The 24,817-nt window shown below is 61.3% G+C and carries 23 protein-coding genes and 2 pseudogenes; 12 read left to right on the top strand and 13 right to left on the bottom strand.

Features of this window, described 5'->3' with window-relative positions; translation table 11 throughout:
- Window positions 1–52: 52 nt before the first annotated feature.
- Window positions 53–904 carry a glycine betaine ABC transporter substrate-binding protein gene (locus BA190_RS18180; RefSeq protein ID WP_068290399.1) on the bottom strand — a complete coding sequence of 284 codons (852 nt, stop codon included), beginning with the start codon at window positions 902–904 and terminating at the stop codon, window positions 53–55.
- Between the two features lie 284 nt (window positions 905–1,188).
- Here BA190_RS18180 and BA190_RS18175 point away from each other — a divergent pair, with 284 nt between their 5' ends.
- From BA190_RS18175 to BA190_RS18145, 7 genes are all read left to right on the top strand, one after another.
- Window positions 1,189–1,902: a GntR family transcriptional regulator gene (locus BA190_RS18175; RefSeq protein WP_068290398.1), complete on the top strand. Its 714-nt coding sequence runs from the start codon at window positions 1,189–1,191 to the stop codon at window positions 1,900–1,902.
- A gap of 23 nt (window positions 1,903–1,925) precedes the next feature.
- On the top strand, window positions 1,926–3,419 hold the full coding sequence (locus tag BA190_RS18170; protein WP_068290396.1) for an aldehyde dehydrogenase: 1,494 nt from the start codon (window positions 1,926–1,928) through the stop codon (window positions 3,417–3,419).
- A gap of 3 nt (window positions 3,420–3,422) precedes the next feature.
- Window positions 3,423–4,316 (top strand): dihydrodipicolinate synthase family protein, encoded by an 894-nt coding sequence (locus tag BA190_RS18165; protein ID WP_068290394.1) that lies wholly within the window; start codon window positions 3,423–3,425, stop codon window positions 4,314–4,316.
- A complete protein-coding gene (locus BA190_RS18160; RefSeq protein WP_068290392.1) occupies window positions 4,313–5,656 on the top strand; it encodes an FAD-binding oxidoreductase in 1,344 nt (447 codons plus the stop codon). Before BA190_RS18165 ends, BA190_RS18160 begins: the two co-directional genes overlap by 4 nt.
- A gap of 51 nt (window positions 5,657–5,707) precedes the next feature.
- Window positions 5,708–6,616, top strand: a complete 909-nt coding sequence (locus BA190_RS18155) for a dihydrodipicolinate synthase family protein (RefSeq protein ID WP_068290388.1) — start codon at window positions 5,708–5,710, stop codon at window positions 6,614–6,616.
- Window positions 6,613–7,941, top strand: a complete 1,329-nt coding sequence (locus BA190_RS18150; protein WP_068290387.1) for an FAD-binding oxidoreductase — start codon at window positions 6,613–6,615, stop codon at window positions 7,939–7,941. The genes BA190_RS18155 and BA190_RS18150 overlap by 4 nt, the downstream gene beginning before the upstream one ends.
- A 113-nt stretch (window positions 7,942–8,054) precedes the next feature.
- A complete protein-coding gene (locus BA190_RS18145) occupies window positions 8,055–9,071 on the top strand; it encodes a GlxA family transcriptional regulator (protein WP_068290384.1) in 1,017 nt (338 codons plus the stop codon).
- 180 nt (window positions 9,072–9,251) lie between these two features.
- Here the strand turns inward: BA190_RS18145 and BA190_RS18140 are convergent, their stop codons facing one another.
- On the bottom strand, window positions 9,252–9,668 hold the full coding sequence (locus BA190_RS18140; RefSeq protein ID WP_245314804.1) for a LuxR C-terminal-related transcriptional regulator: 417 nt from the start codon (window positions 9,666–9,668) through the stop codon (window positions 9,252–9,254).
- Window positions 9,669–10,167: 499 nt separating this feature from the next.
- On the opposite strand from BA190_RS18140, the pseudogene BA190_RS18135 reads away from it, so the two are divergent.
- Together BA190_RS18135 and cydB are read left to right on the top strand one after the other, a co-directional pair.
- Window positions 10,168–10,623: pseudogene (locus tag BA190_RS18135) on the top strand (cytochrome ubiquinol oxidase subunit I); the annotation flags it as partial.
- A 2-nt stretch (window positions 10,624–10,625) separates the two neighbouring features.
- Window positions 10,626–11,627 (top strand): annotated as a pseudogene (gene cydB, locus BA190_RS18130) (cytochrome d ubiquinol oxidase subunit II).
- Here the strand turns inward: cydB and BA190_RS18125 are convergent.
- From BA190_RS18125 to BA190_RS18080, 11 genes are all read right to left on the bottom strand, one after another.
- Window positions 11,628–12,629 carry a nodulation protein NodZ gene (locus BA190_RS18125; RefSeq protein WP_068290379.1) on the bottom strand — a complete coding sequence of 334 codons (1,002 nt, stop codon included), beginning with the start codon at window positions 12,627–12,629 and terminating at the stop codon, window positions 11,628–11,630.
- Window positions 12,616–13,410, bottom strand: a complete 795-nt coding sequence (locus BA190_RS35380) for a hypothetical protein (protein WP_082979836.1) — start codon at window positions 13,408–13,410, stop codon at window positions 12,616–12,618. Before BA190_RS35380 ends, BA190_RS18125 begins: the two co-directional genes overlap by 14 nt.
- A gap of 13 nt (window positions 13,411–13,423) precedes the next feature.
- On the bottom strand, window positions 13,424–14,356 hold the full coding sequence (locus BA190_RS18115; protein ID WP_068290377.1) for a hypothetical protein: 933 nt from the start codon (window positions 14,354–14,356) through the stop codon (window positions 13,424–13,426).
- A gap of 22 nt (window positions 14,357–14,378) precedes the next feature.
- Window positions 14,379–15,494, bottom strand: coding sequence for a glycosyltransferase family 2 protein (locus tag BA190_RS18110; RefSeq protein WP_156771577.1), 1,116 nt, complete (start codon window positions 15,492–15,494; stop codon window positions 14,379–14,381).
- Between the two features lie 116 nt (window positions 15,495–15,610).
- A complete protein-coding gene (locus BA190_RS35990) occupies window positions 15,611–15,787 on the bottom strand; it encodes a hypothetical protein (protein ID WP_156771576.1) in 177 nt (58 codons plus the stop codon).
- A gap of 85 nt (window positions 15,788–15,872) precedes the next feature.
- Window positions 15,873–16,166 (bottom strand): PqqD family protein, encoded by a 294-nt coding sequence (locus tag BA190_RS18105; protein WP_068290374.1) that lies wholly within the window; start codon window positions 16,164–16,166, stop codon window positions 15,873–15,875.
- The gene (locus BA190_RS18100; protein ID WP_068290373.1) at window positions 16,163–17,428 is read right to left on the bottom strand and encodes a glycosyltransferase; all 1,266 of its coding nucleotides are present in this window, start codon (window positions 17,426–17,428) and stop codon (window positions 16,163–16,165) included. Before BA190_RS18100 ends, BA190_RS18105 begins: the two co-directional genes overlap by 4 nt.
- 295 nt (window positions 17,429–17,723) lie before the next feature.
- A complete protein-coding gene (locus BA190_RS18095; RefSeq protein ID WP_068290371.1) occupies window positions 17,724–18,452 on the bottom strand; it encodes an outer membrane protein in 729 nt (242 codons plus the stop codon).
- Between the two features lie 598 nt (window positions 18,453–19,050).
- The gene (locus BA190_RS18090) at window positions 19,051–19,980 is read right to left on the bottom strand and encodes a homocysteine S-methyltransferase family protein (RefSeq protein WP_068290370.1); all 930 of its coding nucleotides are present in this window, start codon (window positions 19,978–19,980) and stop codon (window positions 19,051–19,053) included.
- 13 nt (window positions 19,981–19,993) lie between these two features.
- Window positions 19,994–20,839, bottom strand: coding sequence for an amino acid ABC transporter permease (locus BA190_RS18085; RefSeq protein ID WP_082979835.1), 846 nt, complete (start codon window positions 20,837–20,839; stop codon window positions 19,994–19,996).
- A complete protein-coding gene (locus BA190_RS18080; protein WP_068290369.1) occupies window positions 20,829–21,680 on the bottom strand; it encodes a transporter substrate-binding domain-containing protein in 852 nt (283 codons plus the stop codon). Before BA190_RS18080 ends, BA190_RS18085 begins: the two co-directional genes overlap by 11 nt.
- Before the next feature lie 178 nt (window positions 21,681–21,858).
- On the opposite strand from BA190_RS18080, the gene BA190_RS18075 reads away from it, so the two are divergent.
- From BA190_RS18075 to BA190_RS18065, 3 genes are all read left to right on the top strand, one after another.
- Window positions 21,859–22,914: a MetQ/NlpA family ABC transporter substrate-binding protein gene (locus BA190_RS18075; RefSeq protein ID WP_245314802.1), complete on the top strand. Its 1,056-nt coding sequence runs from the start codon at window positions 21,859–21,861 to the stop codon at window positions 22,912–22,914.
- A gap of 72 nt (window positions 22,915–22,986) precedes the next feature.
- Complete coding sequence (locus BA190_RS18070; protein ID WP_068290363.1) at window positions 22,987–23,973, top strand: methionine ABC transporter ATP-binding protein; 987 nt, start codon at window positions 22,987–22,989, stop codon at window positions 23,971–23,973.
- Window positions 23,970–24,638, top strand: coding sequence for a methionine ABC transporter permease (locus BA190_RS18065; protein ID WP_068290361.1), 669 nt, complete (start codon window positions 23,970–23,972; stop codon window positions 24,636–24,638). Before BA190_RS18070 ends, BA190_RS18065 begins: the two co-directional genes overlap by 4 nt.
- Window positions 24,639–24,817: the final 179 nt, after the last annotated feature.

The raw sequence follows: 24,817 nt of genomic DNA, 5'->3' as shown, positions 1-24,817 counted from the left end.
TATCGGCATGAGAATAGGCCGTGCAGCGTCGCTGCACGGCCTATGGAACTGCCTAGTAGTTCTTGACGTCCTCCCAACGCTTGATCAGTGCGTCATTGGCGGCGACCCAGTCCTGGATAGCCTGGTCCATCGTTTTTCCGTCCGCGACAGCCGTGTTGATCGCGCGGATCTGGTCAAGCGGCAGATAGACGCCGGCAAGGATTTCCCGTGCCTCCGGCTTTTCTTCCGAGAAGCCCTTCTTGGCGATGAGATTGTAGGACTGAGGCGGCGAAAAAACGTGCTTGGGATCAGCGAGGAACTTCATCTCGAACTTCTGGAACATCCAGGTCGGATCCCACAAAGTCACCACGATGGGTTCCTTGCGATCGAAGGCTGACTTCAGCGAGGCTGTCATGCCGGCGGTGCTGCCTTCGACAAGCTGGAGCTTGAGGTTGTAGTCCTTGATAGCCTTGCCCGCCTCGCGCATGAGGCCCGAACCAGGTTCGATACCGATGATCTTGCCGCCGAATTTGTCGGCATTGGCATTGAGATCCTCGATCGATTTGGCGTCGACATAGCTGGGAACGGCAAAGGCCTGATAGAGGCCGTGCGATGTGATGGAAATCTTTTCGAGGCGGCTCTTGTTCTTCTTCCAATAGTCCTGTGCGACGTAGTCGACCTGCGAGACCATGACCTCGACGTCGCCCTTGGTCAGGGCAGCATAGGCGATGCCCCATTCGGAGAACTGCGTGACCTCGACCTTGTAGCCCTTGTCCTCGAGCGCCTTCTTGGCGACGCCGGTGATCGGGAGCATGTCCTCCCAGGCCATGGTGCCGAGCTTGATGGTCTTTTCGTCCGCGTGCGCGCTCATCAGGCTCAGACCGAGCACTGCGAGCGCGCCGAGCGCCCTCATGATCGACCTCATAGGTAGAACTCCTCTCTGCTGGGTTTTGAATATTGGTGCCGACCGGTGCGGTCGGTTCCCCACACGCACCGGCTGGGTACTCGCCCGATCGCGTCGGGCGGATGCGCCTTCCCGCAGATCGTCATCGATGCCGGACCATTTCTCGAAGACCGGCATTGACATCCTACCTAATGTCTACTTATTGTCTACTGAAATTTTATAGCGTTTTCGCGGTGGCTATGGAACGGCTGGTCGGCCGTCCCGACGACAAAGGTCCGGGCGGTTCAGTTTTGGAGGTTTTTCAAATGACCATCGAACGGCCGATCGATCTTCCGACGAGCGCGGGCCTGGATAGGAAGGCTGCTTTGGGCGAGGCTCTGCGCCAGCGAATTCTGACGATGCGCCTGGCACCGGGGGCCGTGCTCGACGAGGTTGCGCTCGCGGAGGAGTTCGGCCTTTCGCGCCCCCCGGTGCGGGAGGTGATGCGCCAGATGGCGGGAGAGGGCTATATCGAGCTAGAGCCCAATCGCCCCGCTCGTGTCACCGCGATGAACTATCAGTCGCTGCGCGATTTCTTTCTCGTCGCGCCGATGATCTACATGGTCACCACCAAGTTGGCGGCAGAGAATGCGTCGAAGTCAGAGATAGAGCATCTCAAGAAGATCCAGCAGAATTTTCGCCGAGCCGCGATGGATGGCGACATAGAAGCAAGGATCTTCAGCAACAACGAGTTTCACCTCGAGATCGGGCATATCGGACACAATGCCTATCTGATCCCGAGTTTGCGGCGGCTGCTGATCGACCATGGCCGCATTGGCCGCACGTTTTTCAGGAATGATCCGGAAGCCAAGAGGCAGCTTGAGCTGGCCATCAGCCAGCACGATGAAATCATCGAGGCAATCGAACGCCACGATCCCGATGAAGCGATGAGCATCGTCCGCGCCCACATGGACCTGTCGCGCCGCAACATGGCCGCCTACGCAATGCCCGACGGCATCGAAATGCCTTTGAACCCATAGACGGACATCCAACGGGAGAGACCATGACCGACTTGCTAAGCCACGACGACTACAAGCAAATTGCCGCCAATCTATCCCTTCCGTCTCACTGCGTCATCGCTGGAGAGAAGGTTGCGGCAACCAGCGGCAGGACATTCAAGACGGTCAATCCCGCAACCGGCGCCATGCTTGCCGAGCTTCCTGCCTGTGGGGCAGGGGATGTCGACATCGCGGTCGCCGGTGCCCGTGCCGCCTTCGAGGACGGACGTTGGTCAAAGCTGCACCCGGCCGAACGCAAGGCGGTACTGCTGCGGCTTGCCGATCTGATCGAGGCCGATCTCGTCGAACTGGCGGTGATGGAGAGCCTGGATAGCGGCAAGACCATCCTCGACTGCCAGACCGTCGACCTGCCCGAGACGGTGAAGTGCCTGCGCTGGCATGCCGAACTCATCGACAAGATCTATGACCAGGTTTCGCCGGCCTCCAACGATCACATTGCTCTCGTCGTTCGCGAGGCGGTCGGGGTCGTCGGGCTTGTGCTCCCCTGGAACTTTCCTCTGCTGATGCTGGCCTGGAAGATCGGGCCGGCCCTTGCCGCGGGCTGCACGCTCGTCGTGAAGCCGGCGGCGGAGACCTCGCTGACCGCCGTGCGCGTCGCCGAACTGGCCCTGGAGGCCGGCATCCCCGCCGGTGTGCTCAACGTGATCACCGGCAGTGGTGCGGAGGTCGGTGAACCGATCGGGCGTCACCCCGGCATCGACGCGGTCTCCTTCACGGGCTCGACGGCGACCGGGCGCCGCTTCCTCCATTACTCCGCCGACAGCAACCTCAAGGAAGTCGTGCTGGAAATGGGCGGCAAGAACCCCTGCATCGTCATGGACGACGCCGAGGATCTCGATGCGGTGGCAAGCCATGTCGTCAATGGCGCCTATTGGAACATGGGCGAGAATTGCTCGGCCATTTCGCGGCTGATCGTTCATCGGGCCGTCAAGGACGCCCTGGTTGAAAAGCTCGTCGCCGCGCTCGGCGACTGGCCGGTTGGCGACCCCCTCGATCCTGCAAATCGCATTGGTCCTCTCGTATCGGAGGCCCATTTCGGGAAGGTCCGCTCTTTCCTCGGCAATGGCGAAAAAGTCCTCCATGGCGGCGAGATCACGGGCGAGCGCTATGTTCATCCCACGATCATCGAGCTCAAGGGCAATGACGAGCGCCTTGCCCGCGAGGAAGTCTTCGGTCCGATCCTCGCCGTCATCGCGGTCGAGAACCTGCAAGAAGCCATCACCATCGCCAACGATACCGATTATGGCCTGGCGGCCTCCGTCTTCACCGCCAATGGCAAGCGCGCCATGCGCGCAGCCAGGGCGCTTCGCGCCGGCACCGTGACGGTCAACTCCTTCGGCGAAGGCGACAGTGCCACGCCTTTCGGCGGCTACAAGCAGTCAGGTTTCGGTGGGCGCGACAATTCCATCCATGCGCATGACCAATATACCCAGCTCAAAACGATCTGGCTCGATCTCTCCGGTGAGGAAGGGCTGTAAACGATGTCCAATTTTCCCTTTCCCGGTCTCAATATCGCTCTGACCACGCCGTTCGATGCCGAGGGGCGGGTCGATCTCGACCGCCTGGAGGCTCACATCGAGCGTTACGTTGCCGCGGGCGTCGACGGCTTCGTCCTGAGTTCGGGTACCGGCATGCATGTCTATCTTTCGCGCGAGGAATCCGATGCCCTGGTGGCGCGCGGTGCGAAGATCATTGCCGGCCGTGCCACGATCATCGTGCAGACCTCCGCGCTCTTGGTCGAGGACGTGGTGGATCGCACCCGTCACGCCGCCGCATGCGGTGCCGATGGCGTCATGGTGCTGCCGCCCTTCTTCGAGGGACCGACGGATGACGAAGGCGTGTTTGCCTTCTATGCGGCCGCAGCGCAAGGCGGGTTGCCGATCATCGGTTACAACGTGCCGCACGCGGTCGGTGTCGGTATCACGCCCGAGCTGCTGGACAGGCTTTGCGAAATTCCAAACTTCTGCACCGCCAAGGACAGCAGCGGCGATCTTGCGGCCCAGACCGACCTGATCCGGACAGGGCGGCCGGTGATGAACGGTGCCGATCCGCTGGTGCCATATGCGCTCTTGGCTGGCGCAAGCGGACTGATCTGGGGAGGTGCCAACTTCGCGCCCCGGACCTGTGTCGCATTGGTGAAGGCGGCCAAAGAGCATCGCTGGGACGAGGCGCGTGAGATCTGGCGCCTGCTGGAGCCGGCGATGAACCTGATCTGGCAGGGCGACTATGTGCAATCGGTCTATGCCGCTGCCGAGATCACCGGATTCGGAGCCGGTAAGCCCCGCCGCCCGCTGAGCGCTCTCCCGGCCGACAAGCTCGAGACTCTCAAGGCCGCCCTCGGAGATCTCGCTGCGCGCGAGGAAAGCGCGTCGTGAGTGCCGCCGCCAAAGTCTTCAAAACGACCCAGCTCCCGGAAAATCCGGGAGTCTGTGGCTGGGTGGCACTGCTGCCACCTCGCTCCGCGACACTGTCTCTCACCCAGTCGATCACGGCTGACGTTACGGTGATCGGAGGCGGCTTCGCCGGTCTCTCCGCCGCTCGGCGGTTGGTACAGATCGACCCGACGCTGAAGGTCGTCGTCCTGGAGGCTTCCGTCGTGGGCGATGGTCCTGCCGGTCGAAATTCTGGCTTCATCATCGACCTGCCGCATGAGGTGTCGTCGGAGGACTATGGCGGCGATTCAATCCAGAAGAGTCGTGACCACGTGACGCTGCAGCGTTGCGCGGTGAGCTTTGCCGACGAATTGGCCCGTGAGCAAGGCTGGGGTCCCGACACGCTCGATCGTTGCGGCCGCTACAATCTCGCGATGACGCCGGAAGGTGACCGGCATATCGCCGACTATGCGGCGCAGCTCGGCAGGCTTGGCGAGGCGCATACCATGCTGGACGCCAAGGCTGCCGCTCAGGTGACAGGTTCGAAGGCCTTCAGTTCCGGCATCTACATGCCGGGTACGTTGATCGTCCAGCCTGCGGCCTATATCCGGGGGCTTGCCGACAGCCTTGGCGGCGCCGTGCAACTGTTCGAGCGGACACCGGCCCTGGTGCTGGAGCACAGGGGCAGCAGGTGGCTCGTGAAGACTCCCCAAGGTTCGGTCGAAAGCCCTCGTATCGTGCTGGCCAACAATGGCTATGCCGAGCGGTTTGGCTTCTTCCGCGGCAAGCTGCTTCACATTTTTACCTATGCCTCGATGACGGTGCCTTTCGATCCCGGTCGCCTCGGGGGAAAGAGAAGCTGGGCCGCCACGCCGGCATCGCCCATGGGAACGACCCTTCGGCGCATCAGGGGAGCCGACGGAGACCGCCTGCTGGTGCGCTCGCGCTATACCTATAATCCGGGCCTTCACGTCAGCGAGGCAACCCTGAAGCGGGCGGGTGCCCTCCATGACGGCAAGTTCGCTCGCCGCTTCCCGGCATTGGCAGACCTGCCGATGCAATATCGCTGGGGTGGAGCGATGGCCGTGACCTGGAACAGCGTCCCGGCCTTCGGCGAGGTCGAGGCAGGGATCCACGCGGCCTGTGGCTGCAACGGTCTTGGCGCCTCCAATGCAACGGCTTCGGGCCTGGCGATCGCGGAGACCCTCATGGGGAGGGAGTCCGAGCTGACGCGCATCTATCGCGGTTTTGCCCGTCCGGCCTCGCTTCCTCCGCAGCCTCTCACCTTCATCGGCGCCAAGACGACGCTGGCTCTGCGCGAGTGGAAGGCCGGCGTCGAATAATCGATCGGGCAGCGTTTCGGGCCCTGAACACTCAATCAAGGAGACTTCGTCGTGCAATTTGAAGGGATCTATACGCCGGCAATCACGCCGCTCGACGCCGATGGCCAAATCAATCGCAGCGCCTTTGCCGAGGTGCTGGAGTCGCTGATCGCAGCCAAGGTGCACGGCATCGTCATCGCGGGCTCGACCGGCGAATATTACGCCCATACGCCGCAGGAGCGCTTTGAGCTTGCTGCCTATGCCAGGCAGGTAATCGGTACCCGCCTGCCGCTCGTCGTGGGCACGGGAGCCATTCGCACAGAGGACTCGGTTGCCTATGCCAAGGCCGCTCGAGAGATCGGCGCCGATGCCATTCTCGTCGCCTCGCCGCCTTACGCGATCCCGACCGAGGAGGAAAACGCCGCTCACACCCTCACGATAGACCAGGCGGCGGGCCTGCCGATCATGCTCTACAACTATCCCGCACGCATGGGTGTTTCGATGGGGGAGACCTATTTTGGCCTCGTCAGCGCATCCAGGAACATCGTGGCAATCAAGGAAAGCTCCGGCGACATGAACCAGTTGCACATGCTGGCCCGCCGCTTTCCCAATATCGGCCTGTCATGCGGCTGGGATGACCTGGCTCTCGAGTTCTTTGCGTGGGGTGCACGCAGCTGGGTCTGTGCGGGGTCGAACTTCCTTCCCGCCGAGCACATCGCGCTTTACCAGGCCTGCGTCGTCGAAAAGAACTTCGAAAAGGGCAGGCGGATCATGGCGGCCATGATGCCTTTGATGAACCTGCTGGATGAAGGCAAGTTCGTGCAGAAGATCAAGCATGGATCCACACTTGTGGGCCTCAAATCTGGCCCGCCGCGCCGGCCCCTTCTGCCGCTCACGGTCGACGAGGAGGATCAGGTCGCGCGCACCGTGGCTGCCTTGAAGCAGGAGATCGCGCAGATCGTGGGAGAAGCGCAGCGGTGACACGCCATCTGGTCAAACGGCTGCCGGTCGATACGGGGCGCTCGGGTTGGGAGGCGATCTCGCAGCGCCGCTTGCCCGTGCGAGCCCTCGATGCCGACATTACCGCCGATTGGCTGATTGTGGGTGCGGGCTTTGCCGGGCTTTCCGCTGCCCGGCGCCTGACGCAGCTTTGCCCTGGCGACCGGATTGTCGTTCTCGACGCCAGGGAGCTCGCACAAGGCCCTGCGGGTCGAAACTCCGGCTTCATGATCGATGTGCCGCATAATCTGACTTCGGGTGAATATTCGTCGGGCGATACCGGCGACACCAGGCTGGAGATGGCGCAAAATCGACTGGGCATCGCTTTCGCCAAGGAGGCTGCGGCTGAATATGGCATGCCGGCCGCGACCTTCGACCCGTGTGGAAAGATAAATGCGGCCGCCACCAAAAGAGGCCTCAAGCTCAACGATGGCTTCAAACGGTCTCTGCAGGAAATCGGCGAACCTTTGCAAGAGCTAAGCGCTGCCGACATGCGGGAGATCACCGGCAGCGATTACTATCTTGGCGGCCTCTTTACCCCCGGTGCCGTTCTCATCCAGCCCGCCGACTACATTCGCTCCTTGGCGGCCGGGCTGCAGTCGAAGATCGATTTGTACGAAAATACCCCGGTCCTTGAACTGGCCCGGGAGGCGAACATCTGGAAAGCCCGCTGCGGCAAGGGTTCGGTGCGTGCGCCCAAGGTCATTCTCGGAGTGAATGGCCTGATCCAGGAATTCGGTCATTTCCGTGGCCGCCTGATGCACGTCTTCACCTATGCTTCCATGACGACGCACTTCTGGAGCAAGGCCGGGCGTGATCGGTGGGGGCTATTGCCTGCCGACCCGATGGGCGCAACCTTGCGCAAGATCACGACGTCGGCCGGTTCCAGGATTGTGATCCGTACGCGCTTTACCTATGACCCAAGCCTACAGGTTTCGGACAAGCGGGTCGCTGCCATTGCGGCGGAGCAGCGCCGTTCCTTTGACGCGCGCTTTCCCGATCTGGCGGGACTTTCATTCGACTATCGCTGGGCCGGGCGGCTGTGCTTGAGCTGGAACCATGTTCCAGCTTTCGGCGAAGTCGAAGAGGGGGTCTATTCCGCCTGCTGCGAGAACGGCCTTGGAACGGTGAAAAGCACGCTGGCAGGCATGATGGCCGCCAATCTGGCGACCGGCAGTCTTTCCGAGGATCTGGCGAAGTATCAGAACCAGCCCTTGCCACGCCGGCTTCCGCCGGAACCCTTCGCCCGGATCGGCATAAAAGGGGTCATCCGCTGGCAGGAGATGCGAGCCGGCCGCGAAATCTGACGACCGTGCTCTGGCGGGAAGCGCCGCTCCAGCCCGGCAACGCCGGTGCCCGATCATTGAATTCCCAAAGCGCCAGCAAGAGCAAGCGTCGCAAGAGGTACAGGACGAGAACCATGACGAACCATCTTGAAGTCTCGACACCCCATGGCCTTCCGAAGGCTTCGTCCCGCAAGAATCTGCATGTCGGTTTCGTGCTCGCGAATGATTTCACGATGTCGGCCTTCTCGCTTTTCCTCGATACGTTGCGCCTTGCCGGCGATGAGGGGGATAAAAGTCGAAGGATCCATTGCGACTGGGAAGTCGTAAGCGCGACGCAACATCTGATACGCTCAAGCGGCGGCGTCGAAGTCGCGCCGACTGCCTCCCTTGGCGATCCTTCCAGGTTTACGCATATCGCAGTGATCGGCGGACTGCTGAAGCCCACCGATCCCCTCGACCATGACACACGAGATTTTCTCCATGCCGCCAATCGCGCGCATGTTCCCTTGATCGGCGTGTGCACCGGTGCCTTCATCCTGGCCCAATACGGTTTCCTGAAAGGGCGCAAGGCCTGCGTGAGCTGGTTTCACTATCACGACTTCAAGGACCGGTTTCCTGGTGTCGATGCGATGGCCGACCGGCTTTTTTTCGTCGATGGCAATCGAATTACCTGCGCCGGCGGGGCGGGGGTGGCGGATCTGGCAGCCTTTCTGGTCGAACGCCAGCTCGGAAATGCGGCCAAGCAAAAGGCGATGCAGGTCCTGCAGATCGAGCGGGCTCGCGCCCCTTCCGACCCGCAGCCGCGGGTGCCCTTTGAAAAGCTCGTGACAGATAGACGGGTACGCCGGGCCCTGCTGCTCATGGAGCAAAATTTGAGTCAACCCATCAGGATCCACGCTATTGCGTCCCAGTGCGGCATTACTACCCGTGCCTTGGAGCGGCTTTTCCTGGCTCACGTCGGCAAGAAGCCCAGTCGCACCTATCTGGACCTTCGTCTGGAAGCCGCAAGGCAGCTGGTCGTCGCCACGCAGGAAAAATTCACGGAAGTTGGCCTTTCGACCGGCTTTTTGCCGTCCAATTTTTCCAAGCGCTTCAAGGAAGCCTTTGGCATGTCGCCAAAACAATATCGCCATGCATCAGCGCGGGTATGACGGTTCTCCCCGGCATCGTTCGGATATTTGAACGCGGTGGCATGAGTCGTGTTTTTGGACCTTGCTCCGCGAGCGGCACAGATGTGCCGCTTGTGGGCGGAAGGCCGGGCGCGTCCTTCAGGCACACCAGGGGGCAAATGGCAATCGAGCGCTTCAGGCCTGCGGAGAAGGACCACGCGCTCACCCCTTGTCGGCAAACTGACCGGCGATTGCCACGGCTTCCGCCCGGGTCCTGACATTGAGCAGGCGAAACAGCAGCGATATGTGATTGCGTATGGTGAATGGGGAAAGGTCCAGAATACGACCGATCTCCTTGTTCGTCCGCCCCTCGGCGATCAATGTCAGTATCCGCAGTTGGCGAGGCGGCAATGGCGGTCCATCGGTCACGCACGATACCAGGCGGTCTTCTGCCTTGGCCAGGATCCTCGCAATCTGGTCTACGGATGCCTTCAGGTCGCCAGGGGCTCGATGTAGTTCAAACACGGCCGCATTCGGCAAGTGCCGCCGCAGCGATGCCAGCTCTCCGTCACCCTGGATTTCGGCGACCGCCACCATTATCCGCCGCTTCTGCGCCGAAGATCCTTTCGGCAAAGTCACGCACATTCCTCCAGTGTCCTTCAAGCCGCGCCTATGCCGTTCCGAACCGTTCCCCGACGCGGGCGTGTTCGTCGTGCGCTCCAAGCGGATGCGCGGGCCTTGCCGACACCGTCAAAAGAAAAGCCCGACGTTTGCCATGTCGGGCAAGGTCACGCATTGGCACATGGTGTGCCTTCGATCCTCTCCTAGGGTAGTGGTCGAAGACTGAGTGAGAATTTACGGTTTGGCGTGATATTTGCGTGAAATGAAACTGTATTACTTGGAGAAGTATTGGTCGTAGGAGCGTTCAATTTAGATGGGTGAGGTATTTATATACAGATCGCTCACGCCGAGGTAATTTAATTTACGCTGACGAGGGGCAAGTATCCTTTAGGGGCTGGCTACCTGGTCCCTTGACGTCAGAGCCGGTTGTCCCGGGCAGGTTTCTTCGCTCACTCGCCCCGATCTTCATGGCTTCATTCGCGATAGCGCATCGGGGAATGTAGGCCGTTACCGTCGGAGCTTGGCAATCCTCAGATGGTCGTTCCGGATCATGGTGGCGCTGGGCTTCGCCATGCGCGGCATCGGGCCGTGGAGCTTGCTCGCACGCATGGGAGGCAGGCTCTATGACTGGCGCTGGCTGCATCGCGCCGCCGTCGCCATGGGACCGGCAGGCTTCGGTGCGGTGATCGCGGGCTGGGTGACGACGGAAGTCGGGCGGCAACCCTTCACGGTCTACGGCCTGCTGCGAACGGCCGAATCCCATTCGCCGCTCGCTGGGCCGGCCGTTGCCGCCTCGCTGATTGCCTTCGTGTTGGTCTATTTCAGCGCTTTCGGGGCCGGCACCTATTATCTGTTGCGCCTGATGGCGAAGGCGCCCGGACGTGGCGAGAGCGAGCCGCCGAACCTGCCGCAACGCGCGGCCGGTATCACGCCCGCAGCAAGCGTCGGCGTTCCCCTGCCGGCGAAGGATTGATCGTGATGGGCAGCATCGATCTCACCATATTCTGGGCGGCGGTCATCGGCTTTGCGGTGATGGCCTATGTCGCCATGGACGGCTTCGACCTCGGTATCGGCATCCTGTTCCCGACCTTTGCGGTGGGCGAGGAGCGCGACCAGGCGATGAACTCGATCGCGCCGGTGTGGGACGGCAACGAGACCTGGCTGGTGATGGGCGGCGGCGGTCTGCTTGCGGCCTTCCCGCTGGCCTATGCCATCATCCTTCCGGCCACCTATCCGCTGATCATCGCCGTGTTGCTCGGGCTCGTCTTTCGCGGCGTCGCCTTCGAGTTTCGCTGGCGCGATCCGCGCCACCGTCCGTTGTGGGACACGGCATTCTGCCTCGGGTCGGTCGTCGCTGCGTCGGCGCAGGGCGTGACGCTTGGTGCGATCCTGCAGGGCGTCCATGTCGAGAACGAGGCTTATGCCGGTGGCCGGCTGGATTGGCTGAGCCCCTTCAGCGTGTTGACGGGGCTGGCCGTGGTGGCCGGCTATGCCTTGCTGGGGGCGACCTGGCTGATCTGGAAGACGGAAGGGGCGAGCCAGCTCCATGCCCGCCGCCTGGCGTTCTGGCTGGGCGTGGCCGCGCTTCTCGCTCTCGGGGCCGTCAGCGCGGCCACGCCGTTCCTGCACTATGATTATTGGCGACGCTGGTTTGCCATGCCGGGCGTGCTGCTGACTGCCCAGGTGCCGCTGCTCGTGGCGATCGCACGGCGACCTTCTTCTGGAGCCTGCGGCGCGAGCGGGAGCGGCTGCCCTTCCTGATGGCTCTGGCGCTGTTCCTGCTTGGCTTCATCGGGCTCGGGATCAGCATCTATCCCTATGTGGTGCCGCGCGCCGTGACGATCTGGGGGGCGGCGGCACCGCCCGAGAGCCAGGCCTTCATGCTGGTCGGGGCCCTCGTCATCATCCCCCCTCATCCTCGTCTATACCGGCTGGGCCTATTGGGTATTTCGCGGCAAGGCCGGCATCCGCCGATAATTAGAAAAGTATCGCCGGCGACAGAGCGTCGCGTGGATCGGAGGCTTGCAGCAAGTCAGAAATCGACGCAGGCTGAGGGCATTGCGAGAACTTCATAACCGCTGCGTAGAGCGAGAAGAAACTGCCCGCTGGAAAACGGATGAGAGCGCTGCTCCTGGTGAGGGTGAACATTTCCACCAAAGCCTCCTGCAGATGTGAAACACCACCGCCAAAATGCAACTCTCCTTCTCCCCGTCCCCGAAACGATTTAGCGCGTACGACGACGCCGGGAACCAGGATCCTCAGCGCCTGCTCCACATCGGCACTATCAGTAGAGAGAAAGACCCTGACATCCCGGCCGAGGCGCTCGCGTGCTTTCTCGATGGCACGGCGGCAGCGCTCGAGTGCGGTGGGCGGCGACGACCAGGAGGTCGCATGGCCCATAATGTCGCCACCGTTGCCATGACGCACGTGCAAGCCGATGAAGGGCGAGCCGCCGAAACTTTCATAGCAGAACCGATCAACGGCTTCCCGGACAGTTAAGGTCGGACGCAAGCCCTCGAAGAATTGTCTCGCATCGGTGAAGCTAGTGATCCCGTCATTGATGCAGCTGTTGAAAATGACTGTCGGCTCATCGACATCGCCTCCGGAACGGATGAGCTCGACCCCCCTTTCCCGTTCCGCAGGAAACGCATCTGCCGGCACGAGCCATGGCCGATCCAGCAGTGCGCTGTCCTGCCAAGGAGCAGGATAAACCGGACGAGGCAAGATCGCAGGGTCGATCGCCTCACTCGTCAGGATTGGGACGCCAGCAAGGTCGGAGAGAGGTTCAAAGCAAAGCGAAAACAGATCCTGGCTATCGTTGGTATAGATGGAATGCCGCCAGTCCACCACGAGCGTGCGGCCGGTGTTCTTGGCGAATTTCCAGGCTGCACCAAGACAGATGAAGCGATCTCCGAGGCCTGTCTTGCGTAGCGAGAGGACATAACGCCGATCACTGCGCAACCGCTCAGGAATTGGCATGCAGGATTTCCAGGCCCGGGAGCCCCCAGCACTGAGCTTTCATGTCCAGCGCCATGATACCGAGGCCCTCGGTTTCGATCTCCCCTTGTCCCCACAAAGGATGTTGCGGGCGAATTTTGGGATTGGCGACACCATAGGGAAAAGGAGGAAAGATCAGGCCGTCGCGATGCAGGTCGGCCTTCACCAGCAGCATCGTCCCGCCGACTGCGTCCAGGCGGACAGCTTCACGTCCGCGCAGGTCGCACAACATCTTGGCTCCGTGATCTCTCCAGCCGTTCTGGTCGAAAGTCGGTCCTCCCGGACTGGTAACACAATGAGGATGCACGATCTCAAATCCGGTGGCGATAAGGCGACGCAAGACATTGGCAGGATAGTCGACTAAGTCGACATCGATCCATAGCACCCAGTCCTCATCCCGCAGAGAGCGAAACAACAATTGGTTGCGGGCACGCGCCAGGATCTGGCGGCGCGCCTGTTGAATCTCGGGAGCCCAGCGTGGCACGCCTGACGGCACTCTGAAGCCGTAATCACGCTTGAAGAGCGATGCGCGCGACACGCGCTTCGATAATCTGGGCCTGAGTTCCTGCAGACTGTCCCAGGTTCCGTCTGTGCTATCCCCCTCCAGAAGTCCTATGCTCAAGCGGGCCCTTGGCCACTCCAGTTTCTCAATCAACTCCAGATAGCGGGCTAGGTGTGGGGTCGCATCCTTCACCGGTGTGAGGACAAGGACCGACGGATCGGCGCTCCTTATGGAAACAGTGTCTCCGGTTCGAACGGGCAATTCGACTCTCCACTTAAATTGCTTCGGCGCGGGTACGCTCTATGAGAATCGTCGCGCAAGTATGAAAGGCATCGAACGGTGCCGCCAGATCGTCAAGGCCAAGCCTGGATCTGTAGTTCGGTGCATTGATGCTTGAAAACATCCAGGTGCCGCCGCCGGGATTGATTTCCAGAATATGAAGCTTGCCATGCTTGTCACGCAGGATATCGCAAGCTTGCAGGGCAATGTCGGGCATCGCTTCGTACACGGAAGCGGCGAAAGCCAATATGTCGGGGTCTCGGGCGATCTGCACGATGGTATTTGGCGGCGCAGGCATGAAATCGGCCTGCTCGAACGGGCCGTCGCAGCCGTCGAGTGCGAGCGGAACGGTGGACTCCCGTAGCAGCGAGAAGATCGGCGTTCCGAACAAGGTCAGGACGCGGCAGGTCATGGCGTAACCACAATCGATGAACTTCTGAACGACCATCGGCCCATGTCGGCCGGGATGTTCCTCCGGATAGTCCGACGGAGCCTGGTACAGCACATTCTCTGTACGGTGCAGAGATATGCCTTGCCCCCATGACGCCAATTCATACGACGGCTTCACCACGACATAGGGACCATAGACATCCGGCGACAGGACCATGCCTGGCCGAATCTCCTCGAACGCGGGTACTGGTAGGCCGGCTGACAGTAGGCGCTGCATCTCCACCATCTTGGACATCGGTTGGCCGACATAGAGCCGGCCTCGATCTGGTCTGAATGTCAGCAGCTTCACGGGGGAGAACACCAGGCAGGGCCTGGCGGCGGCTTTCTTGCGTGTGAAGGAAGAAGGGGACAAGTTCGAGGCAATGAAGACCTCGATGTCTGGCGCCATGCGCTCGACATGCACCTTGATGGCGAGAAAGTCGGAGAGATCCTGCCATCCTTCAGTATGTACGAGCACTAGATTGCGATCAATCGGCATCGAGGTCTCCACGGCGGCGCGATCAGGGCAGTGAACACGCACCGAGAGCGGCGGCCTTGACTCGATAGGCAAGGCTGTCGGGGGCCAGAGCCGCAGCCCGACTGTAATGAGCGGCGGCTTCTTTGCGTCGACCTAGCCGCAGGCAGGCGAGAGCCGCCAGCTCACACGCCATATCCAGGAAGATGCGGCGGTCGAAGGCAAGAACGCCGTCCAAGAGACCATCCGGATCAATCGAGCCAAGCGACAGGGCGATGTCCAGCGCCTGCTCTGCACGGCCCGCGCGAAGCAATGCCTGGCCGCGCAAAAAAGCCAGTGCGTGGTCCGCGGGTTCGAACTCCAGCCCCTCGTCGATCAATCGCAAGGCATCGTTTCCGGCATCGAGTTCGGTCCGGGCCAAATACTGGAATATCAGGCTCATTGCGGGACGGTTTTCTAACGCAGGTTTGCGCTGTCCCCATTCCAGGCCCGTCCAGGCCGCCGAGATCGCCTCCGGCGTGCGCCCGATCGCCGCAAGCGTCTCGCTAAGATGATACCAATAGTAGACCCGCTCCGGTGTGAGCTGAACCGCCTCCTGTAGAAGAGGCAGGTTGCGGGCATGTTTCTGCGCCTGCTCGCCATCATAGCCCAGATGATAGAGTTCGACTCTGGTTTGGACGATCGGCAGGTGATGTCGGTCAGCGGCGGCAAGGATGGAGGGGCGCATCGACTCGTGAATCCGGCCGACAAAACGAATTGACGGCTCGCTGCGAAACAGGCGCCATTCGCGATACCGCGTGAAGCCAGTCTTGGGACGAAAGCGCACGAAGGCTGCTATTGCAGCCGGATCGACGTAATCTGCCAGCCTGCCACCATCAGGCAGGCCGAGGCGTTCATCCGCGTCGATATAGAGAACCCAGTCGCAGGAAACCGCGTCCAGCGCCACATTTCGGGCAGCAGCGAAGTCGTCGGCCCATTTGTGGTGGAGGAGCTTGACGCTAGCGCGTGACGCCAATTCGATGGTGCCGTCAGTGGAGCCGGTATCGACGACGATGATCTCGTCGAGTGCCCCTTCCAAGGTATCGAGGCAGGCCGCAAGATGGTGCTGCTCGTTTCGAACGATCATCGCCGCTGCAACGGTGAGTTTATCTCGTCCGTCCAAGGCCTGTCGACTCACAAATAGCGAAATCCGAAAGCGTGATCACCGCTGCATCACCTGGACAAGCCAAATTCGGGCAAGTCCAGGATCGAGATTTTCAGCGTTTCGATCAAAACAGTTCAGACATTGCCGGCGAGCGCGAGCGCCGTATGGGTCTTCATATCGTCGATCGCAAAGGAGACGACCTTGGGCGCTTCGTATTTCGTCTTCGAAACCAACGAAAGCACCTTCTTGGCGACGACCGGCGGGGTCGCGCTTGCCGGGTTCGTTCCAATAGCAGGAGTTGCAGTAGCCATCTCGTCCCCAATGTCAGTTTCAAGCGGTGTCCCGGGTAACAAGCACTGCTTAACGCAAAGTTCTATCAATTGATCGGGTGAGGTGTCAATCAGCCGTCACTCGGTTGGACTGCAGAATGAGTTCCTCCGAACGCAGTTCCGACAAGCAGGCCTCTACCTCCGCCCTGGGAGAACCGGGCAGCTCGAAAGCCTCTCTCAGGATCTCCACCATGGCCGATACAGTATTGGTGCCGTCACACAATTCGTACAGGGCTGCCGCAGTGAAGTTTAGGAAATGAACCTTGTCGCGTTGACGGTCATAGATGACATACCCGTCCGGAAGCTCATTGCACTCGACATCGGATTTTTTCTCAAAAAGCGGTTCGGGAGTATCGGTCATGTCGAGGGGCCTTGTTGGAATTGTGTCTCTGGCAGCAATTGCCGTATCATCCGCGCGATGCGGGCCTTCAGCAAGGCGCGATCATGATGTCGACGAACCCAGGTGCGTGATCGGGATCCCCGCAATTCGCGTTCGTGGGCATGGCTGAGCGCTTCGCGGCAAGCGGAAGCAAATTCCCCTGCGCTGTCTGCTGTCCAGCCAGCCAATCCTTCGGGCCAGCCAATGCCCTGCGACGCCCGGGATGTGGAAACGCTGGCCACGCCGTGAGCTGCGGCCTCCAGCAGTTTGATACGCGTGCCGCCTCCTGCGTGGAGCGGGGCAAGAGCGAGAGCCGAACGTCGATAAAACATGCCGAGGTCAGGAACTTGCCCAAGAAGATGGATACGGGGATGACGGTCCAGCGCCCTTATCGCGGCGGGTGGCTGGGCGCCCGCGACGAGGACACGGCAAGCGGCTCCGCTCCTGCTTCTCAGCCTTGGCAGGACAGCCCTGGCGAACCAGGCAATCCCCTCGGCATTCGGGGGATAGGACAGCGCGCCCACGAACAGCAGCGTCTCACCATCGTCCAGCCGATCCCGATATCGGGGTATTCCGACGGCATTCTCCACCGGCACCGGATCGATTGGCGGGTGCCGCCGCCGGAGCAGCGCAGCCTCTCGATGGCTTGCCACGAAAAGCAGCCTGAAAGACGGCCCCAGGCGTCCGATCAGCGAATCGCAGGCCCGTCCTTCCTGCTCCAGCCATTCGGCCTTGTGCTCGTCACCACCGGCTCGCGCCAGACGCGCCTGCGACGAGAAGGAGGTCAGATCATCCTCATCGAGATCGAGCGTTGCCGTTATCCCCTCGGGCAGAACCGAAAGGCAGGGGACAAGATATGATCTGCCGATATGAACGAGATCGGGTTTGCAGGCCGCGACGATCCGCCGGATCTCCCCGACGACGGGGGCAGACAAATAGCTGGCAAGGCTTGGCTTGCCATAGGCCTTGAAAGCAGCCAGACGTTTTGTGTCGTCGGCAAGGCGGCAGAGAAACTGGAAATGTGTTTCGGCCCGGCCTGCTACCGGCACCACATGCAGACCGACGCCCAGCCTCATGAGATAGGGCGTGGGCGATACCGGCCCGCCGGCGACCGGAACCAAAACGAGATCCAGCGTCGCAAATCGTCGAATGGCTTCAGCGAACATTCCCATCCGCATTGCAAGACCATTGCCGGTCTCATCCGGAAGGATCGGCGTGATGAAGACAGCTTTCGGCTGCTTCATTTCAGTGCATCGGATCGGGGTTCCATCGACGTTGCGACAAAGTACGCTTGATACTGTCTCATCACGGCGTATCACTCTATCCAGGCTCTGCCGGGCATATCTCGGATGACGAGCGATGCCCTATTCCCCGCATGTCGAGGACCGGCGCCTGCATTATCGGTTGGAACGATATCGGGTGCCGGAGACCTGTTGCGTATCATCTAGGTCGACGAGGTCCACTGTCTGGCGGGGTTGATGCACACGCCGGCTTCGAACTGCCCGAACAGACTGCCGCCTTGGCGTTTCGGCTGGCCACTCAGAATTTGTAACTGACGCCTACTGTCGCCGTGGTCTGATTCCAGCCGGCCTTGACCCGGCCATTGGCCGTTTCGTAACCCTTCTTCTGGAAGTCGGAGTAGCGCACCTCGGCGCGGCCTATCCAGTTCTGCGTGAAGGCATATTCAGCGCCCAGACCGACGGTCCAGCCGATATGGGTGTTGTCGTCGCTCGACGCATAGGGGGTGCCGAAGGACTGGCCCCGGTCGGACAGCTTGCCATTGGCGAAGGCAACACCGCCGGTGGCATAGAGCAGGATATTGTCGATGGCGTAGCCGGCACGAACCCGCAGCGAACCTTGCCACTCGCTCTTCATCTGCAGGCGTCCGGTGACGCTCCCGCCCGAATAGCTGTAAAGATGGCTGCCCTTGAGATCAGTGTAGTCGATGTCGGCTTCGCCGCCGATCACGAATTGGTCGATCTGGTAGTTGTAGCCGGCATGCGCGCCGCCGACAAAACCGTTCATGTTGAACTTGTCGGCAACATTCGTCGCGACGGGCCCATTCTCGGAGAATAGGTGGCTCTGATTGTCGTCTTCGCGGCCCCAGCCATAGCCGGCGTGCAGGCCGACATACGGGCCGGTCCAGTCGTAGAGGGTGGCGACCGGCGCAACCGGTTCGGCCGCCTGCGGCGCAAGGTCGGCAGCCGATGCAGAGCCCGCGAACAGGGCCGCGGCCATCACGGTTGGAACAAATGCTGCCTTGAACATGGATTCTTTCCTCGCGGGCGTCTAAAGCCGTGTTGCCTCTCTCGAACATATGAAGGGGGGTTTCCTTAAGTCAAATAGATTGCCCGTTGCTCTCTGTCGACTGCCGTACTTTCGCTACCTGATGTGGCAGATTGGTAACAGTACCGAAGCGTGAAGTATATTGATTTATATGTTAAAAATTGGCCCAAACCTCGGAAACCGGTCCATCTTTTAGTATGTCATAGGACGCGGAGGAAGATCACGGAATGCCATGCATGGGGCACAAGGCAGAAGAGGTCATCGCGAATTTTCGTTAGGTCGAAGTTCTGACGACGCAAGGCAAATCGGCAGTAGAGGAGACCTGACCGATAGGGGTTCAGCCAATTGCCTACATTGTAATCGGTCGAGTGAGATCGCGGTTTGGGGCACTGTGGCGTGCCACGGCGTAAGAATTGGTTGCAGGCCCCCGCAACCAATTCTGTCATAAGTCACTAATCGTCCTGATTTGATTGTCAGGGCGGTTTTTTGCATTCGGGCGCCCACCATACAGGCGGATCAACCATGACGGCCTTTGCATCGGAGCAATTGAAGGCGTGGGGTGATCGCCTGGCTGGCAAGATCAGTATGCAGCCTCCGGATGTTGACGAAAACGATGGATGGCCTCGATATGCTCGGGGCCAATGCCACAGCAGCCACCGACGATCGTCGCGCCGCGATCGACCCAATGTCGTGCCCATTTGAGATAATTGTCGGGGGCGAGGTCGCTGCGGATCTGTGAAATGCCGGCATAGGGCGTATCGGACGGGGGCTCGGGCAGAAAGGCGTTGGCATAAACGCCCAGGCCGATATCCCTTCCACCGGAAGCATGAATGGCTGCGCTCGCCGCTTCGACGGCCTGTGTCATCGCTTCGGGTTGGCTGCAGTTGAACAGGATACTGGCTGCGCCCTGTTCCAGCGTCTGCGTCACGGCCTGCCCGACAGCCTCGCCGGAGCGCAGTTGCGGCGGGCCCCGGCGGCCATCCTCGTCGCGCAACGTATAGGATACCCAGTATGGAAGGCCGGTCGGGCGCACGGCTTCGATGGCGGCGAAGGCTTCCGCGGTCGAGCTTTGGGTCTCGATCAGCCAGAAGTCGACATGAGGCCTAAGGCCCTCGACCAGGGCGCTCAGGATCGCGGGCGCGCGGCTGGGCTGGAAACGCGAAGGGCGATAGCTTTCGAAAAGCGGGGGCAATGATCCGGCAACGCGAACCGGGCGCCGGGCTTGATCGGCCACGGTGCGGGCCAGGCTGCCGGCGCGCGCCGCCAGGCCGGCGCCTTGCGCGGCGAAACGCTCCTCGCCGATCATATGGGGCACGATGCCGTAGGAGTTGGTGGTGATGATGTCGGCGCCGCTCTCGACATAGAGGCTGTGCGCTTCGGTAACGAAATGCGGCGCCTCGATCAGAGGCAGGGCCGACCATTCGGGCAGGCGAAATGGCGCGCCGAGGCGCTCGAGCAATCGTCCCATGCCGCCATCGAGGATGGTGAAGCCATTGATCTTGCTATTCATGTTGCGTTGACTTTCAAGGGCGAGCGGTTGCGGCGGCTCGGCCGAATTTCAGCTCGAGACGATACTGGACGAGCTCCAATCCGATCGAAAGCAGCCAATAGATTGCTGCCGCCGCCGTCAGCATTTCCATGTAGTGGAAGGTCGAACGCCCATAGGATTGGGCCAGGAAATTCAATTCCCACAGTCCCATGAGCGAGACCAGCGAGGAATCTTTCAGCATGGAGACGAACTGTGTTCCCGCCGGCGGGATGATGATGCGCATGGCCTGTGGCGCGACGATCTTGATGCCGATTTGCCAGCGTCGCAGGCCCAGCGCCATTGCCGCCTCGGTCTGTCCGCGCGGGATGGCCGCGATTCCCGAGCGGATGATCTCGGCAAGATAGGCGCCGTAGTTCAGCGACAGGGCCATGATGCCCGAACTCAGCGCCGATAGCACGATGCCGAGTTGCGGCAGTGCCAGATAGATGATCAGGACTTGGACGAGCAGCGGCGTGCCGCGAAAAAGCGAGGCGTAGAAAGTTGCTGCGGCGAAGGCAAAGGGGTTGGCGGAAAGGCGGCCCAGTGCGGCCAGGATAGCGACGATCAGCGCCAGCATCATCGAAATGGCCGTGATGAAGACGGTGAGGGCAGCTCCCTGGAGAAAGCCGTCCGCAGTCAGCCTGAGGCCGAGCAGGAAGGGCAGCTTCTGGCGGATCAGCGCGAGATCCAGTCCCAGCGCGAGAAAGCCAAATGCCAGGATGGCGAGCATGCCCGCCCAGACTAGCCAGACTTTTTGCCGGAAACCAAGGCGGCCTATCCCGGGAACGGACAGGGGCCCGATGCGCCGACCGGCTCCCGCCGCCGCATCTTCAATCGACATCTTTGGTGATGTCCGTGCCGAACCATTTGTTGGAAATCCTGGCCAGGGTACCATCCGCCTTCAGGTCACCGAACACGCGCTTGATTTCGGCGTTCCATTCCGGGTCGCCCTTGTCGGTCACGATCGCGTTGGGCTCGGCGAACAGGGGATCGCCGACGATTTTCAGCTTCTTGGTGGTTTCGATACCGCCCCTGGCCGTCGCCAGCGAGGCGACGATGGCGTCGAGGCGAACCCCCGGGCCGAGGGCCAGGTTCTGAAAATTCACGGTTTCATCGCCCGGCACGGCAAGAGCATCCTTGAAAGGGAAGGCGATCGCCTTGTGCCCGGGAATGGCGAAGTCGCGATTGACATAGGCTTCATAGGACGAGCCGGTGCCAACGCCGACCTTCTTGCCGGAGATGTCGGCGACCGACCGAATGGTCTTCTCATCCTGGTGTACCACCAGCACGGCTGGCGCGCTGTAGTAGATGACGGGGAAGTCGACGACCTTGGCCCTTTCCTCGGTCGGCGTGGCCGATGAGATCGCCACGTCCCAGCGCCCGGACCACTTGCCGCTGATGATGGCCTCCCAGCCCGGTGTCTCCAGCTTGAGCTTGGCACCGAGCTTGTCGGCAAAAGCGCGGGCGACATCGACGTCAAAGCCGTCGAGCTCGTTCTTGGCATTGATGAATCCGAAGGGCGGATAATCGTTGACCAGGACGTCGACGACCTGTCCGGATTTCTTGACGCGATCCAGGGTCTCTCCGGCCCAGGTCGGCAGGGCCCAACTGGCCGCCAGGGCCAGGGCGATTGCAGGCACGCCCAGCCGGGCCTTGCCGTGGTTCTCGGGAAGCAATGTCATTGTCCTTCGGCTCTCTTGCCAGAGCGCTGCATGGCGACCGGGCTTGTGATTGAGGCTCCCTCTTCCCATGAAGAATTTTATTTGTCTATTAATTTAATAGATTTTATATACAAAAGATCGATACGTCCCGACTCGACTGCCGCTTCCCCCGGGAAGGCGTGCATTCGCAGCGCGGTGCATGTCGCCTCTCGCCATCACGCTTGCCTGTCTCGATGCTCATTCATCCCGCCCTATTCCGGATCTTCCGCGCGCCTTTGGTCAGCCATGCGCCTGGAACACGAATATCGACGGAACTCGTGACGGGTCAGACCTCACATGGCTTTGCTCACGGCAAACTTCTCGCACCCCTTTGGGGCCGCAGAGGTTGAAATTGCCCGTTTCCACTAAACCCGACCAGCAGAAGGATTGGTCTTCAATGCTCCGTATCTTGACGACGCGCCTTGCAAGGATCGCAGCGATCGCGATCATGCCCGTGGCGCTGAGCTTGTCCGCATTCGCCGCCGACGCCCCTCTTCGTATCGCGGCTGATCCTGTCCCCCATACGGAGATACTCGCGTTCGTCCAGAAGCTGGCGCCGGATTTCCAGTTCAAGATCGTCGAGTTGAGCCAGGGCGTGAATCCGAATGAGCTGCTCGCCAGCGGCGATGTCGATGCCAACTACTTTCAGCACGTTCCCTATCTGCGGTCACAGGAACAGGCCTTGGGCCAGAAATTCGCGGTTGCCGCGACGGTTCATATCGAGCCGCTCGGGGTTTATTCCCGCAAGCACAAGAGCTTCGAGGCGGTGCCGGACGGAGCGTCCGTGGCTGTGCCCAACAACGCCACCAATCTCAGCCGGGCGCTCTATCTGTTGCAGGCGCAGGGGCTGATCAGGCTGAAGGCAGGCTTTGATGCACCCGACAAGCAAGCTGCCACCCCGCAGGACATCGCAGGCAATCCAAAGCACCTCAAGATACTCGAAATCGAGGCAGCGCAATTGCCTCGCTCGCTGGATGACGTCGACCTTGCGGTCATCAACGGCAATTACGCCCTGGAAGCCGGTCTCAGCCCGGCCAAGGACGCTCTCGGACTGGAGAATGCGGAAGGCAATCCCTACGCCAATGTCCTGGTCACCACGCCGAAGCTGGCGGATGATCCCAGGATCGCTCGCTTGTCCAAGCTGCTGACATCCCCGGAAGTCGCCAAGTTCATCCGCGAGCACTATCAAGGCTCCGTCATTCCCGTGAACAATTGACACGGTTGGCCATATTGGGCCGAGGCTCCGCCGCATCGCGGCGGGGCTTTGCCGTGGCGATCGGAAATCATCATGATCCGCATTGAGAAGCTGCGTAAGGTCTATGCGCAGGGTAGCCGCGAGTTTGTGGCGCTCGACGACGTCACGCTCGATATTCCAAAGGGAGCGGTCTTCGGCGTGCTTGGGCGCAGCGGGGCTGGCAAGAGCACGTTGATCCGATGCCTGAACCTGCTCGAACGGCCGACCGTCGGCCGCATCATCGTCGGCGGCCGCGATCTGACCGCGCTACCACCGAGCGAATTGCGGCGGCAACGCCGGCGCATCGGCACGATTTTCCAGCATTTTCATTTGCTTCACTCGCGCAATGTTGCCGACAATGTCGCGGTGCCGCTGGAAATTCTCGGGATCAAGCGCGAGGCACGTCGACGCAGGGTCGAGGAACTGCTCGACTTGGTCGGTTTGGCGGAGAAGGCCCGGGCCTTTCCCTCCCAGCTTTCCGGAGGGCAGAAGCAGCGCGTCGGGATCGCGCGGGCCTTGGCCGCCGAGCCGGATGTCCTGCTGTCCGACGAGGCGACAAGCGCCCTGGATGCCGAAACCACGGGGTCCATCCTGAACCTGCTGCGAGACGTCAATGCAAGGCTTGGCGTCACCATCGTGCTGATTACCCATGAGCTCGGTGTCGTGAAGGCGATCTGCGATTCTGCCGCGCTGCTGAGTGCGGGGAGGGTCGTCGAAGCAGGCCCGCTCACCACGCTCGTCGCCGATCCCGCGTCATTGCTCGGCCGCGCTCTGCTGCCGGATTGCGCATGGGGCGACAGGAGCGATGAAGCCATGGCCGAGCTGACCTTCGTCGACGCGGTCGAGGCCTCGCCGGTGCTCAGCACCCTGGCTCAGCAGCATTCCATCGGCGTGACCTTGCTGGGGGGCGGAGTCGAAACCATCGCGGGACAGCGCGTAGGCCGCCTGCGGGTCGGCTTCCGCAGCCCCGAAGGAGGGCTCGATCTTGCGGGCGTCCTCGACTTCCTCAATGACCGCGGCGTTCGGGCGGAGCTGATATGACACCCCAGAGCTGGACTGAACTCTTGGTGCTCGTGGTGAATGCGACCGGCGAAACCCTCTATATGGTCGCGTTGTCCGCTCTGGTGACCATAGCCGTCGGGCTACCACTCGGTGTGTTGCTGTTCGTGACCCGGCAGGGTGGGCTGGTCGTCGCGCCCTGGCTCAGCAGCTTGATCGGGCTCGTGGTCAATGTCGGGCGCTCGCTGCCTTTCGTCATTCTGCTGATCGCCCTGATACCGCTGACCCGGCTGATCGTCGGTACCAGCCTGGGCAGCACGGCGGCGGTCGTGCCGCTGACCATTGGCGCCGTTCCGTTCTTCGCCCGTATCGTCGAAGCGGCGCTGGCGGAGGTGGAGAAGGGCAGGATCGAGGCCGTGCTCGCGATGGGCGGTACGTTGCGGCATGTGATCGAAAAAGTCCTCCTGCCGGAAGCGCTGCCGGCAATCCTGGCCGGGGTGACCCTGACCGTGGTCATGCTGGTGGGTTTTTCGGCCATGGCCGGCGTCGTCGGCGGAGGCGGGCTTGGCGACCTCGCTATCCGTTATGGCTACCAACGTTTCAACAACCAGGTGATGTTTGCGACCATCGTCGTGCTCGTCGTTCTGGTGCAGCTTCTCCAGACGCTCGGCGATCGCCTGGTCCGGGCCCTCGAGCATCGCCGCTGACTGCATCATCGAAACCCGTGCGGCCGACAGTGGGGCATTGCCGTTGCCGTCGTCCGCAGATCATCATTTCAACCTCGATCCTCCGATATCGCTCATCGCCGGCATGACGATCCGCCCAACGACGACTATCGTGCCGGCCACCACCACGACCACCAGACCTGCTTTCCAGGAGCCATGAC

Source organism: Labrys sp. WJW, from assembly GCF_001676615.1.
GTDB classification, from domain to species: domain Bacteria; phylum Pseudomonadota; class Alphaproteobacteria; order Rhizobiales; family Labraceae; genus Labrys; species Labrys sedimenti.
Note: the sequence above shows the minus strand (reverse complement) of the source record. Positions and strands in the feature narration are given on the sequence as shown.

Coding starts and splice junctions, on each gene's coding strand:
- BA190_RS18180 (WP_068290399.1), bottom strand. CDS start 904: ATGAGGTCGATCATGAGGGCGCTCGGCGCGCTCGCAGTGCTCGGTCTG.
- BA190_RS18090 (WP_068290370.1), bottom strand. CDS start 19,980: ATGAATAGCAAGATCAATGGCTTCACCATCCTCGATGGCGGCATGGGA.
- BA190_RS18075 (WP_245314802.1), top strand. CDS start 21,859: ATGTCGCCTCTCGCCATCACGCTTGCCTGTCTCGATGCTCATTCATCC.
- BA190_RS18070 (WP_068290363.1), top strand. CDS start 22,987: ATGATCCGCATTGAGAAGCTGCGTAAGGTCTATGCGCAGGGTAGCCGC.
- BA190_RS18145 (WP_068290384.1), top strand. CDS start 8,055: ATGACGAACCATCTTGAAGTCTCGACACCCCATGGCCTTCCGAAGGCT.
- BA190_RS18165 (WP_068290394.1), top strand. CDS start 3,423: ATGTCCAATTTTCCCTTTCCCGGTCTCAATATCGCTCTGACCACGCCG.
- BA190_RS35990 (WP_156771576.1), bottom strand. CDS start 15,787: ATGGCTACTGCAACTCCTGCTATTGGAACGAACCCGGCAAGCGCGACC.
- BA190_RS18175 (WP_068290398.1), top strand. CDS start 1,189: ATGACCATCGAACGGCCGATCGATCTTCCGACGAGCGCGGGCCTGGAT.
- BA190_RS18170 (WP_068290396.1), top strand. CDS start 1,926: ATGACCGACTTGCTAAGCCACGACGACTACAAGCAAATTGCCGCCAAT.
- BA190_RS18095 (WP_068290371.1), bottom strand. CDS start 18,452: ATGTTCAAGGCAGCATTTGTTCCAACCGTGATGGCCGCGGCCCTGTTC.
- BA190_RS18100 (WP_068290373.1), bottom strand. CDS start 17,428: ATGAAGCAGCCGAAAGCTGTCTTCATCACGCCGATCCTTCCGGATGAG.
- BA190_RS18085 (WP_082979835.1), bottom strand. CDS start 20,839: ATGTCGATTGAAGATGCGGCGGCGGGAGCCGGTCGGCGCATCGGGCCC.
- BA190_RS18065 (WP_068290361.1), top strand. CDS start 23,970: ATGACACCCCAGAGCTGGACTGAACTCTTGGTGCTCGTGGTGAATGCG.
- BA190_RS18125 (WP_068290379.1), bottom strand. CDS start 12,629: ATGCCAATTCCTGAGCGGTTGCGCAGTGATCGGCGTTATGTCCTCTCG.
- BA190_RS18080 (WP_068290369.1), bottom strand. CDS start 21,680: ATGACATTGCTTCCCGAGAACCACGGCAAGGCCCGGCTGGGCGTGCCT.
- BA190_RS18115 (WP_068290377.1), bottom strand. CDS start 14,356: ATGCCGATTGATCGCAATCTAGTGCTCGTACATACTGAAGGATGGCAG.
- BA190_RS18105 (WP_068290374.1), bottom strand. CDS start 16,166: ATGACCGATACTCCCGAACCGCTTTTTGAGAAAAAATCCGATGTCGAG.